Raw genomic sequence first — 11,974 nt, 5'->3', positions numbered from 1 at the left:
TACGAGGAGAATACAAAATGGCAAAGGAAAAAATCGTTTTAGCTTATTCAGGTGGATTAGATACTTCCGTTTCAGTTAAATGGATACAAGAGAAATATGGCTATGATGTCATTGCACTAGGTCTAGATGTTGGTGAGGGAAAAGATCTAGAAGCGATTAAACAAAAGGCATTGAATGTTGGGGCTGTTAAAGCTTATATGATCGATGCGAAAGAATTATTAGCAAAAGAATATATTTTGCCAGCTTTAAAGGCAAATTGTTTATATGAAGGAAAATACCCGCTATCTTCTGCGTTATCTCGACCATTAATTTCAAAATTATTGGTGGAAGTAGCTGAAAAAGAAGGAGCTACAGCTGTAGCACATGGCTGTACTGGAAAAGGAAATGACCAGGTACGTTTCGAAGTCTCAATTCAAGCATTAAACCCAAGCTTAAAGGTTGTGGCTCCTGTTCGTGAATGGGGGATGACTCGTGACGAAGAGATTGAGTATGCACAGGAAAATGGTATTCCTATTCCAGTGAATTTAGACAATCCATTCTCGATCGACGCTAATATCTGGGGACGTGCTTGTGAGGCAGGAGTCCTTGAAGACCCTTGGGCAGAGGCACCAGAAGCTGCATTTGATTGGACTGCTCCAATTGAATTAACACCAGATCAAGCTGAATATCTTGAAATTGAATTTGAGCAAGGTGTTCCTGTGGCATTGAATGGCGAGAAGCTGCCATTGGTGCAATTAATCGAAACCTTGAACGAGCTTGGCGGTAAGCATGGCGTAGGTCGTATTGATCATATTGAAAATCGTTTAGTTGGAATCAAATCTAGAGAAGTGTATGAAAATCCTGCAGCGTTAATTTTAATTAATGCTCACAAGGAGTTAGAATTTTTAACACTTACACGTGAAGTGACACAGTTCAAAACTCAGGTTGAACAGCAAATGGCAAAAATTATCTATGAAGGACTTTGGTATTCTCCAATAAAACCTGCACTCGATGCCTTTATTGATGAAACGCAAAAGGTTGTATCTGGGACTATCCGAGTGAAACTTCATAAAGGAAATCACACCGTCGTTGGACGTAAGTCACCAAACAGCTTATATAATGAAGAATTGGCAACCTATTCAAAAGGTGATGCCTTCGATCACAATGCGGCTGTTGGATTCATCAAAATCTGGGGACTGCCTACAAAGGTATATTCTGAGGTAAATAATAAAGAAAAGATAATGAAATAATATGGGTGCCCTCGAAACCATTTCGAGGGCAAACTTGTTAGTTTTTAAGGAGGAGCATCAATGTCCAAATTATGGGGCGGACGTTTTACAAAAGAAACAAATAAGCTTGTTGAAGAATTTACGGCTTCCATTTCCTTTGATCAAAAGCTTGCTAAAGAGGATATCGCCGGCAGTATGGCTCACGTGCAAATGCTAGGTGAATGTGGCATTATTCCATCTGAGGATGCCGATAAAATTAAAGCAGGACTGCTTGAAATAAAAAAGATGGTTGACAATAACGAGGTTGAGTTTTTAGTTGAAGATGAAGATATTCATATGAATATTGAAAAATTATTGATTGAAAAAATAGGTCCTGTTGGTGGTAAGCTTCATACTGGACGCAGCCGAAATGACCAGGTTGCCACCGATATGCACCTTTACCTGCGAACAAAAACAACGGAATTAATTAAACTGATTGAGGATGTTCAAGGTTCACTGCTTGTGCAGGCAAAAGAGAATGTTAACACCTTAATTCCAGGCTATACTCATCTACAGCGTGCTCAGCCGGTCTCATTTGCCCATCATTTAATGGCATACTTCTGGATGTTTGAACGTGATAAAGAAAGATTGATTGATAGCTTGAAGCGTGTCAATTGGCTTCCCCTTGGTTCCGGTGCCCTAGCAGGGACTACTTTTCCTATCAATCGCGAACGTGTAGCCGAGATACTTGGGTTTGAAACGGTTTACCCAAACAGCATGGATGCCGTGAGTGACAGGGATTTTATTTTAGAATTCCTCTCTATTGGTTCGATTATCATGACTCATATTTCAAGACTATCCGAAGAGCTTGTGATTTGGTCAAGCCAAGAGTTTCAATTTGTTGAGCTTGATGATTCTTTTTGTACAGGTTCGAGCATTATGCCGCAAAAGAAGAACCCTGACGTTCCTGAGCTGTTAAGAGGAAAGACTGGCCGTACTTTTGGTAATTTGATTGGTTTACTTACTGTTTTAAAGGGATTGCCGTTAGCTTACAATAAGGATTTACAAGAAGACAAAGAGGGCATGTTCGATACCGTTGAGACATTGGAAGGCTCACTAATGTTATTAGCGCCAATGATTGAAACAATGAACGTTAATAAAGATATTATGAGAAAAGCGATTAATAATGATTTTTCTAATGCTACCGATATTGCAGACTACTTGGTACGAAAAGGCCTGCCATTTAGAGAGGCACATGAAGTCATTGGGAAGATTGTTTTATATGCAATTCAAAACCAAAAATTCTTACTAGATTTAAGCTTTGAAGAATACCAAGAATTCAGTTCCTTATTTGAAGAGGATATTTATAAGGTATTATCTCCGGAGCATGTAGTGGCCGTTCGAAATAGCTTCGGTGGCACATCTCCTGAACAGGTGATTAAACAAATCGAGCTTGGCGAAGGAAAACTAGGTAAGTAAACGAAAACCACCGAATGGTGGTTTTTTATTTGTTTTATTATCCAAAATAGTAGATAATTTCCTCATATGATTTGTAAAAAGGAGGAAAACGATGAAATTACGTGTCTCAGTTGTACAGTATCACTTACATACGATTCATTCCTTTGAGGAATTTGCCGCACAATGCGAGCATTATATAAAAACGGCGGAGGAATTTGGTGCAGAGTTCGTCCTTTTCCCTGAATTCTTTACGACACAGCTGCTCTCGATTGGAAATGGGCAGGGGCAGAGTCTAACAATCAATGATTTACCAGGTTTCACCCAGCAATACCGAGAATTGTTCTCAAATTTTGCCAAACAAACCAACATGCACATCATTGCCGGTACACATGTTATTGAAAAGGGCGGCAAGTTATACAATACGGCCCATTTATTTTATCCAGATGGAAGGATTGGCGAGCAGGCAAAGCTTCATATTACCCCTACGGAAGTAAACGAGTGGAACATGGAGAAAGGTGACAGCTTTCAAATTTTTGAAACAGAAAAAGGAAAAATTGCCCTCCTCACCTGCTATGACATTGAGTTTCCTGAAATTGTCCGCATCGCAAAAGCCAAAGGTGCAGATGTGATCTTTTGTCCTTCTTGTACCGATGACCGCCACGGCTTCCATCGTGTACGCTATACAAGTCATGCACGTGCTGTTGAAAACCAGGTTTATGTGGTCCTAACAGGAACTGTCGGTGCCCTGCCAACCGTTGATTTTATGCGTGCTAATTTCGGTCAGGCGGTTATTATTACACCAAATGATATCCCATTCCCTCCAAAAGGTATTCTGGTGGAAGGGGAAGTGAACAACGATATGGTTGTTACAGCTGACCTGGATCTAGAGTTATTATATGAAGTGAGAGAACGAGGATCCGTTACGACCTGGCGTGACCGGAGAACAGATTTATATCCGGATTGGGAAAATTAATGGAAGGGTGGAATGACCTTGTATTTGAGTGAATTCTACGTGTTTGACCAAGATAAGCCAGTTCCTGTGATCATTCGCAATTACACTCAAGACGATTTTGACGAACTTATTCAAATACAGTCTGAATGCTTTCCACCACCATTTCCTTCAGGCCTATGGTGGAATAAAGAACAATTATCGAACCATGTGATGAGATTCCCGGAGGGAGCTATATGTATTGAAGTAGATGGTATATTAGCCGGCTCCCTTACTGGGCTTTGTGTTGATTTTGATCCTAACCATATCGAGCATACATGGGAAGAAATCACCGATCATGGATACATTAAAAATCATAATCCTAGTGGTGATACACTCTATATTGTAGATATTAGTGTTCGTCCAAAGTTTCGAAAACTTGGCCTTGGGAAATTGATGATGGAAGCTATGTATCATGTTGTAATCCAGAAAAAACTAGTGCGATTGCTTGGTGGTGGCAGAATGCCTGGGTATCATAAAGTGGCTGACATCATGAAACCTGAGCAGTATGTAAAAAAGTTACTAAAAGGGGATTTAAAAGACCCTGTAATTACCTTTTTACTCCGCTGCGGCAGGACGCCGATTGGCATTGTAGAAAATTACCTGGAAGATGAAGAATCACGTAATTATGCTGTATTAATGGAATGGAAAAATCCATTTAATCAAACAAAGGGAGAGAGTGGTAATAATGGAATATAAAAGGATTATAAGTATTGAAGATCCAAACTTTAAAAAACTGCATGATTTAATGGGAGAAATTTTTCCGCCAGAGGAAGTCTTAGAATATGACTTATGGAAAGAGCCTTTGGAGGATCCGGGTATACGCGTGTTTGTTGCTGTTGATGGTGATGAGGTTGTCGGTGCCACTGAATACCGGTATTATCCTGATTGGAATATTGCCATGACAGATTTTACAATCATAAGTAGACCTGGACTTAGCCTAGGGAGATTCTTGGCACAGAACCGCCTAAAGGACTTGAAAAAACTTGCTTCCGAAAACGGCAAAGAGCTTTACGGTATGTTTGCCGAAATTTATGATCCATATCGGGTAGGTCACGAGTTTGGCGGTGTGAAGGTGATGGACCCGTATGTGCGTCGTGAGGTCCTTTCACATTTAGGTTATAAAAGAATTGATTTAGACTATGTACATCCTTCATGGGAAAATAATGGTGAGGCTGTAAAAGGACTGGATTTTTGCTTTATGCCAATGAATGATGAGCTAGAATCTATTCCAGCATCCCTTGGTGCTGATTTTCTAGCCACCTATTACTCGATTCTTTCTAATAAACCGGAAGAGTGGCTTAATATGGTCGCGGACTTAAGAACGAAAGAAACCATCTCATTATTGCCGCTTTAATAAAAGTGGGTTTCTAATATAAACAACTTATAAAGTTCACATACTATTCATATTTCTACTGTTAATATGTTAAAAAACTGTGAAAACCATTGTTATTGCTTTTTAAGGGGAGTATATTGAAGTTGTAAAGGAGATAGTGATTCGATTCACAATCACCTAGTAGAGTTTTAACCGGGTCCTATTGCCTGATAATGGCATTAATCTCTCTATAGGATTCGATGATTTAATCAATTTTTCCCCCTAATAAATTTTGAAAGAAGCAGGAGTGAACCTGCTTCTCTTTTTTTTGCAGCAAAATGAGCTGCCAATTTGCTTAAAGGGTTATTATTTTCTACGCTTTACGCGCTGGTTGGCTGCATTTGCTCGTGCCATTGCTTCAAGGTCTGCATGATCAGCAAATTCAGCTGAATATTCCACATCATAACCATCTGATTTCATGTTTTTAGGAACCTGTGGAAGTGATGCTTTGTTTTTATCACGAGTTTTATGTCCCTGCGCACGACCCATTAGAAAAACCCCTTTCAAAATTAGCAATTAGGAACGTAAGAAGTTCCCTCTATTAGCTTTACCATTTGAAAGGGGTCCATTAATGGAAAATATTAAAGTTTCGTCTTACTGTCGTTAAAGCCGCCAGCACGATCTGCTAATTTAAAGTCACGCTGATATAGTACCTCTTGTGTACTTGTTAAGCTGTATTTGCCTCTGCCCATATCCTTTTTCTTTTTTCCTGCCATTTTGCTCATTCCTTTCAACATTTTTGTTAGTTTGGCTGTGTTAAATTTGTCTGTTGATTTCCGCTCCACTAAGGAAAGATTCTGTGAAAAATCACCGCAGGGACAGGCGGTCTTTGCCTGTAACGAGGCACTTCGCTTTCCGCGGGCGTGCCGGGGAGCCTCCTCGGCGCTTAAGCGCCTGTGGGGTCTCCCCAGCCCCGTACTCCCGCAGGAGTCTTCGTGCCTTCCGCTCCAATCAACAGGGTGCAAAATCGAAAATTGCTTTAACACAGCCAATTGTTAAAAAGCTTATGGAAAAATTTAAGCACATTCTCCATTTTTACCTTTAAAGAATGGAATGATACTCAATTGTTAAAAAAATATGGTAAAGTAAGGGTGAGGTGACGGAAATGGCTGTTATTACGAAAATCACCACACAGCAGAAAAACAAAGATCGCTTTAATATTTTTATGGATTCTGGAAAAGGCGAAGAATATGCTTTTAGTGTCGACAGTGATGTTCTCGTAAGGTTTCATTTAAAAAAAGGGTTGGAAATCGATGAGTTTTCCATCCAGGAAATACAGTATCAAGATGACATCCGGAAGGCTTATAATTTAGCGGTTAATTATTTGGCCAGAAGAATGAGATCTGAAAAAGAAATAAAGGATTATCTAACACAAAAGGAAGTAGAAGAACCGATCATTAATGAAGTTCTACATAAATTGGCTTCTCAAAAATATATTAATGATGAAGAATATGCATTTTCCTTTGTACGAACTCAAATGAATACGACAGATAAAGGTCCAGACGTAATCACCATGGAGTTAAAAGAAAGAGGAATCAACGCGGCTATTATTAAACAGGCAATTGCCGAGTACCCTAAAGAGAATCAAGTTGAAAAAGCCATTAAGATATCCGAAAAGTTAATCAAAAAAAGTTTAAAGGATTCGGAGCGGATTGTTAAGCAAAAAGCGGAACAGTTGCTGTTAAGGAAGGGCTATCCTTTTGATGTCATTCATATAGCACTAAATGAAGCAGAAATGGATAAGGAACAAGATGAGGAAATGGAAGCCCTTAGGTTTCATGGCGAAAAGGCTCATCGAAAGTATAGTAAATATAGTGGTTTTGAATATGAACTAAAGATGAAACAAGCTTTATTTCGTAAAGGATTTTCAATGGAGTTAATTGAAGAATATCTAGGAGAAGTTGAAAAATCATGACGCCTTTCGTCATGATTTTTTACTTTCAATGATAATCTCATCCTGGTCGATTTGCTCGATAATCATCTTCGCTACATCTTTAGCTGAACGAAAGCGTGAAGTGTCCGTTACATGATTACTTCCTTCCCAAAAGGGAGTATCCATGCCGCCCATATAAACGGCTTTAATATCAATCGTGCTATTTTCGTATTCCTTTTGAAGACTCTCAGTAAAGCCTCTAACTGCAAATTTACTTGCAGCATAAACCGCTTCATTGACTTTCCCTCTTAATCCCGCAGTTGAAATAATATTTATCAGCAGACCTTCACCCTGTTCTTGAAGGAAAGGTAAAACAGCTTTTGTCATTAAAATGGTACCAAGGACATTTGTGTCTAGCATTTCACTTATTTCTTGTTGTGTTATTTTACTAAAAGGGCCAAAATGTCCCACACCAGCATTATTGACTAAACCAAAGATTTTGTAACTTTTGCTGAATTCATCCATTTTTTTAAAAATATCAGATTCGTCTTGAACATTAAGTTCGACGTATTCAGCTGTACCTCCAGCATGTTCTATTTCTGATTTAACTGCTGACAGCTTATCAGCAGATCTTCCTGTTAATAAGACATGATAGCCTTGCTGCGAAAATAATAAGGATAATTCCTTCCCCAATCCTGAACCAGCGCCCGTAACAATCATGGTTTTCATTGAAATCTCTCCTTCATCCTTTATTAATTCAATAAAAATAACTATACTAAAATAAAGGAAAAAATGAAAACGGGAGTGGGAGAAATGCAACAGGAGCGACGATATAGTACTATGACAGAGCACGAATTAAAACAGGAAATCGCCCAGCTGTTAGAGAAAGCGAGGAAAGCAGAGCAAATGGGGATGGTTAGTGAATATGCAGTGCTCGAGAGAAAGGTAGTTATGGCGCGAGCGTATTTATTAGACCCTGCCAATTTCAAGCCTGGAGAAATTTATGAGCTTGAGGGTGACCCAGGGGAATATTTTAAAATAGACTATATAAATGGTGTATTTGCATGGGGATATCGCCTAAAAGGTGATGGAAAAGAAGAAGCCCTGCCCATTTCCATGTTAAACGGACTCAAATAAAGAAACAAACCAGAGAACTAGTCTCTGGTTTGCTCGTTGGTTTGAGAGCTTACAAAAATTCAGGTGTATCCTTTTCACGCTGACCAGAAGCACGCATCCGCTCTTGTGGATGTGTATTAATCGTGCCATCGGCTCTTCTTGAAGCGTATTCTGCTTTTGCTCTCGGCTCTCCCTCTAACTTGTTGTTGTTTTGGTTAGGGAAATTGGTTTCTTTATTTCTCATGCTGTACCTCCATCAAAAGGGAATGAGAAACCATGAATAGCAAAGTGTCGTCACACCAGTGCTTATCACGTGGTAATAGTATTCGAATTATAGGGTTAGGTTATGTTATAAGAAATTGGCAATGAGGTGAATGTATGATCGATTATCATGAAAGATTAGCAAAACTTTTGTTAGAAAAAAATGAGATGCTTTCCTATCATCAAGCTAGGACATGGGTTGAATTAATGTGGGAGGATTTCGAAACCACCGCCGCAAAAGCAGGAAGGGATTATCTTGGCAGCGAAATGACGGAAAGAATTGTTAGACAATGGATCGAAAATTATGGCGACCGTCTCCATGATTTTGTTGCAAAAAATCCGAAATATAAAGACTTCCTCATCCAAGATAAAAATACAATAAATTAAATGGCGAGCGACCCATGTCACTCGCCTTTTTTATTGTCTAGCGCAAGCAGCCTCGTTTAACTTGGAATAATACTAAGCTTTTTCCGCAGTTTCTTTTCACTGAACACCCAGCCCGTATAAGAACTTATTGGGTTTAACTCCAGATCCAACTGGACCACTGCAACGAATGGATAATGCCCATTGCTGCGGTATCTTAAATCAATAAATCGTACTTCGTAATGGTCATCAAACTCATCTAATTCCCACCGATACACAGGGGAAAAGGATAGAAAGGCAGCCAAATTACTATCTTTTTTTGCTGCTTCAAGGACCGGAGTTTTAGGAACGGGTACGCGCTTAAAACGATCGTATATCACAATATTTGTTCCCATTGCTCTGCCAACAAAGAACTCCTTTTCATTCATAGCAGCGATTCTCCAGAAGTTAAACTTCATGGTAGGTGAAGTAATGATATCTGTGGCATCAGGTATTAATTTTCTAACGGCTGATCGTACTTTCGCTTGGGCGTAAAATCGAAGCAAATAGTATCCAATTAAAATAACGAACATCCATAAAAAGGTATAACCAGGATCTGCGCCGATAACCCAAATTACGATGGCTGCGACGTGAATTCCAAAAATGATCGGGTCAAAGGTATTAATGACACCAAGTGCTACCCATTTAGAGGTAAAAGGCCGGAGCGCTTGTGTCCCATAAGCATTAAATATATCAACAAAAACATGGATGAAAACTGCTGCAAATGTCCAGCCCCACAGGTGGAGAAGATTGGCCCCTGGGAAAAAAGGGAATATCACAGCTAATAGTATAAGTGGCCATAAGAGTACAGCTGGTATCGAATGGGTGACACCTCGATGGTTACGAATATAAATCGCATTGTTTCTTAACTTTAAAACGGTATCAATATCAGGTATTTGTGATCCAGCGATGGTAGCAATTAGTACACTCGTCGCGGTTGCAGAGTTACTAGCTACCACTGGGTCAAGAGTGGCAAGACCGCCAAGGGCAATTCCCATTACAACATGAGTTCCAGTATCCAAAAGGAAAAATCCTCCTTTAATAATATGTCTAGCGCAAGCAGCCTAGGGGCTCGGGGTCATAAGCCAATCCGTCAGGCAGGTTAAAGAACAACCTTCCCGCCGGCTCGTCTTATGCCTGTCGCCCCTGTACACTAAGGAAAGCTTCCTTGAATGATCCTCGCAGGAACAAGCTGTGCTTGTTCCGAAGGCGCTTCCGCTTTTCTTTTTTCTTGTCAAAACATACAATATGGCTTATCGTTAAAAAATGCTTATTATTATATTCCCTTATTTTGTTTTGTTTAACAGGTTGGAGGAACTTTTGTAATGGTAAATGAGTTGAAAAATATAGAAAATATCTCAATAAAAAATTTTCAGGAAGATTTAATATCTTGGTTTAAAGCTGAACAACGTGACCTGCCATGGAGAAAAGACCAGGATCCATATAAAGTATGGGTCTCAGAAATTATGTTGCAGCAAACACGAGTGGATACGGTTATTCCTTATTTTAATCGATTTATTGAATGGTTTCCAACAATAGAAGATTTGGCAAACGCAAATGAAGATAAAGTTCTAAAAGCGTGGGAAGGACTAGGGTATTATTCGCGTGTAAGAAATTTACATTCTGCTGTAAAGGAAGTTAACACAAAATATGATGGTAAGGTACCCGATACACCAAAAGAGATTTCAAACCTTAAAGGGGTTGGTCCCTACACTGCCGGCGCCATCTTAAGTATTGCCTATGGGATCCCTGAACCTGCGGTAGATGGTAACGTGATGAGGGTATTATCAAGAATCTTATCGATTTGGGAGGATATCGCGAAGCCATCAACTAGGAAGGTATTCGAAGAAGCTGTTAGGCAGGTTATCTCCCATGATGAGCCATCTGCCTTTAATCAGGCATTAATGGAACTTGGTGCATTAATCTGCACGCCTACATCACCTTCTTGTCTACTCTGCCCTGTACGGGATCATTGCCAAGGATTTCATGAGGGAGTAGAGACAGAACTTCCCATCAAAACGAAAAAGAACACACAAAGAAATGTGGAACTTGCTGCAATTATTGTGAATGATAACAATGGAAAGATATTGATTCATAAACGTCCTGAAAATGGGTTGCTAGCGAATTTATGGGAACTTCCAAATGTTGAACTTCATCAACCAATTGTGATGGAACGTGCCCAAATTGCGGACCTATTCAGAGAAACATTTGATATGAATATTAAGTTAGAAAAGAATATTGGTCAAATAGAACACATTTTTTCCCACTTAGTCTGGAATATCCGTCTATATATAGGCACAATTGGAGCAGGTTTTTCGGGGAATAATGAATGGAAATTTATCACCTTAGATGAAATAGAACAGCATGCCTTTCCAGTTTCTTTTCATAAAATGCTTAAACTCTATGATGGATACTAAAAATATTTAGCACTTAAATAAATTTACACCGCTTTTTGCGGTGTTTTTTTTATCAATAAAACCCTCATTCCTTCAATTACTGTAACGCTTTGAGCAACGAATATATATAGTTAAAATTGGCAAGTTATAAGCAATACGTCTTACTTAATAAAAAAGAAATTTGGTGAATGCATGGAATTACACACCTTGATATTAAGGATAACATTAGGTTTTTTTGTATTATTTTTACTAACTAGGATAATGGGGAGAAAAGAGATAAGTCAAATGACTTTTTTCAATTTTGTTTCGGCTATAGCAATTGGATAAATAGCGGCAAGCCTTGTAGTTGACCACCAGCTAAGTATTCGTAATGGCCTAATTGCTCTAGCTGGATGGAGTATTTATACACTTTTAATGGGTTATATAGATATTAAATCCTTAAATGCTAGAAAGTTTCTCGTCGGTGAACCTTTACTCCTGGTTAAACAAGGAAAGATCATGGAACAAGCCCTTCGAAAGAGTAGATTGGATTTGGATTCGTTAAGGGCAATGCTTAGACAAAAAGACGTTTTTTCGATGGCAGATGTAGAATATGCCATATTTGAAACAGATGGGAAAATCTCAGTCATGAAGAAGGAATCTGGTGAGCCTTTAACAAAAGGGGATATGAACATTGAGAATAGAAAAAAAGAATACCCTCTGCCAACTGCAGTGATTCTGGATGGTAACATTAATATCGAAAATCTGAAAAGATTACACCTGAGTACGGATTGGCTGCAACATGAACTTCTAACGGCTAGGGTTAATTCGGTATCAGATGTTTTTTATGCAGAAATCCAACCGGACGGCACACTTTTTATTGATTGTAAAATTCACAGTTATCACCATTAAAAATGACTATCAACAATATGATAGTCA

At 39.0% G+C, this 11,974-nt stretch carries 16 protein-coding genes; 11 read left to right on the top strand and 5 right to left on the bottom strand.

Annotation, left to right across the window (positions count from 1 at the left end; translation table 11 throughout):
* The first annotated feature begins 17 nt into the window (after positions 1 to 17).
* From F4694_RS24760 to F4694_RS24740, 5 genes are all read left to right on the top strand, one after another.
* On the top strand, positions 18 to 1,229 hold the full coding sequence (locus tag F4694_RS24760) for an argininosuccinate synthase (protein ID WP_179602588.1): 1,212 nt from the start codon (positions 18 to 20) through the stop codon (positions 1,227 to 1,229).
* A 60-nt stretch (positions 1,230 to 1,289) separates the two neighbouring features.
* On the top strand, positions 1,290 to 2,666 hold the full coding sequence (argH, locus tag F4694_RS24755) for an argininosuccinate lyase (protein ID WP_179602587.1): 1,377 nt from the start codon (positions 1,290 to 1,292) through the stop codon (positions 2,664 to 2,666).
* A 91-nt stretch (positions 2,667 to 2,757) separates the two neighbouring features.
* Positions 2,758 to 3,618 carry a carbon-nitrogen hydrolase family protein gene (locus F4694_RS24750; RefSeq protein WP_179602586.1) on the top strand — a complete coding sequence of 287 codons (861 nt, stop codon included), beginning with the start codon at positions 2,758 to 2,760 and terminating at the stop codon, positions 3,616 to 3,618.
* 12 nt (positions 3,619 to 3,630) lie between these two features.
* Entirely contained in the window at positions 3,631 to 4,332 is a 702-nt protein-coding gene (locus F4694_RS24745; protein WP_179602585.1) for a GNAT family N-acetyltransferase, read from the top strand.
* Positions 4,322 to 4,990: a GNAT family N-acetyltransferase gene (locus F4694_RS24740; RefSeq protein ID WP_179602584.1), complete on the top strand. Its 669-nt coding sequence runs from the start codon at positions 4,322 to 4,324 to the stop codon at positions 4,988 to 4,990. Before F4694_RS24745 ends, F4694_RS24740 begins: the two co-directional genes overlap by 11 nt.
* A gap of 324 nt (positions 4,991 to 5,314) precedes the next feature.
* On the opposite strand, the gene F4694_RS24735 is transcribed toward F4694_RS24740, so the two are convergent.
* Both F4694_RS24735 and F4694_RS24730 read right to left on the bottom strand, forming a co-directional pair.
* On the bottom strand, positions 5,315 to 5,497 hold the full coding sequence (locus F4694_RS24735) for a YfhD family protein (RefSeq protein ID WP_179602583.1): 183 nt from the start codon (positions 5,495 to 5,497) through the stop codon (positions 5,315 to 5,317).
* A gap of 92 nt (positions 5,498 to 5,589) precedes the next feature.
* Positions 5,590 to 5,724, bottom strand: coding sequence for a YfhE family protein (locus F4694_RS24730; RefSeq protein ID WP_082799616.1), 135 nt, complete (start codon positions 5,722 to 5,724; stop codon positions 5,590 to 5,592).
* 389 nt (positions 5,725 to 6,113) lie between these two features.
* Here F4694_RS24730 and recX point away from each other — a divergent pair, with 389 nt between their 5' ends.
* The gene (gene recX, locus F4694_RS24725; RefSeq protein ID WP_179602582.1) at positions 6,114 to 6,923 is read left to right on the top strand and encodes a recombination regulator RecX; all 810 of its coding nucleotides are present in this window, start codon (positions 6,114 to 6,116) and stop codon (positions 6,921 to 6,923) included.
* 9 nt (positions 6,924 to 6,932) lie between these two features.
* Here recX and F4694_RS24720 read toward each other — a convergent pair whose 3' ends face one another.
* Positions 6,933 to 7,610, bottom strand: coding sequence for an SDR family NAD(P)-dependent oxidoreductase (locus tag F4694_RS24720; RefSeq protein ID WP_179602581.1), 678 nt, complete (start codon positions 7,608 to 7,610; stop codon positions 6,933 to 6,935).
* 84 nt (positions 7,611 to 7,694) lie between these two features.
* On the opposite strand from F4694_RS24720, the gene F4694_RS24715 reads away from it, so the two are divergent.
* Positions 7,695 to 8,018, top strand: coding sequence for a YfhH family protein (locus F4694_RS24715; protein WP_179602580.1), 324 nt, complete (start codon positions 7,695 to 7,697; stop codon positions 8,016 to 8,018).
* A 49-nt stretch (positions 8,019 to 8,067) separates the two neighbouring features.
* On the opposite strand, the gene F4694_RS24710 is transcribed toward F4694_RS24715, so the two are convergent.
* A complete protein-coding gene (locus F4694_RS24710) occupies positions 8,068 to 8,241 on the bottom strand; it encodes a small, acid-soluble spore protein K (protein ID WP_179602579.1) in 174 nt (57 codons plus the stop codon).
* A 134-nt stretch (positions 8,242 to 8,375) separates the two neighbouring features.
* Here F4694_RS24710 and F4694_RS24705 point away from each other — a divergent pair, with 134 nt between their 5' ends.
* Entirely contained in the window at positions 8,376 to 8,645 is a 270-nt protein-coding gene (locus tag F4694_RS24705) for a YfhJ family protein (RefSeq protein WP_179602578.1), read from the top strand.
* 56 nt (positions 8,646 to 8,701) lie between these two features.
* Here the strand turns inward: F4694_RS24705 and F4694_RS24700 are convergent, their stop codons facing one another.
* Positions 8,702 to 9,682 (bottom strand): metal-dependent hydrolase, encoded by a 981-nt coding sequence (locus F4694_RS24700; RefSeq protein WP_179602577.1) that lies wholly within the window; start codon positions 9,680 to 9,682, stop codon positions 8,702 to 8,704.
* A gap of 303 nt (positions 9,683 to 9,985) precedes the next feature.
* Here F4694_RS24700 and mutY point away from each other — a divergent pair, with 303 nt between their 5' ends.
* From mutY to F4694_RS24690, 3 genes are all read left to right on the top strand, one after another.
* On the top strand, positions 9,986 to 11,077 hold the full coding sequence (gene mutY / locus F4694_RS24695; RefSeq protein WP_179602576.1) for an A/G-specific adenine glycosylase: 1,092 nt from the start codon (positions 9,986 to 9,988) through the stop codon (positions 11,075 to 11,077).
* 171 nt (positions 11,078 to 11,248) lie between these two features.
* Positions 11,249 to 11,383, top strand: coding sequence for a DUF421 domain-containing protein (locus F4694_RS33025; RefSeq protein WP_374757447.1), 135 nt, complete (start codon positions 11,249 to 11,251; stop codon positions 11,381 to 11,383).
* A gap of 87 nt (positions 11,384 to 11,470) precedes the next feature.
* The gene (locus F4694_RS24690) at positions 11,471 to 11,947 is read left to right on the top strand and encodes a DUF421 domain-containing protein (RefSeq protein ID WP_306458525.1); all 477 of its coding nucleotides are present in this window, start codon (positions 11,471 to 11,473) and stop codon (positions 11,945 to 11,947) included.
* The last annotated feature ends 27 nt before the right edge of the window (positions 11,948 to 11,974 follow it).

Origin of the sequence: Neobacillus driksii (genome assembly GCF_013409995.1) — a bacterium.
GTDB classification, from domain to species: Bacteria; Bacillota; Bacilli; order Bacillales; family Cytobacillaceae; genus Neobacillus; species Neobacillus driksii.
Note: the sequence above shows the minus strand (reverse complement) of the source record. Positions and strands in the feature narration are given on the sequence as shown.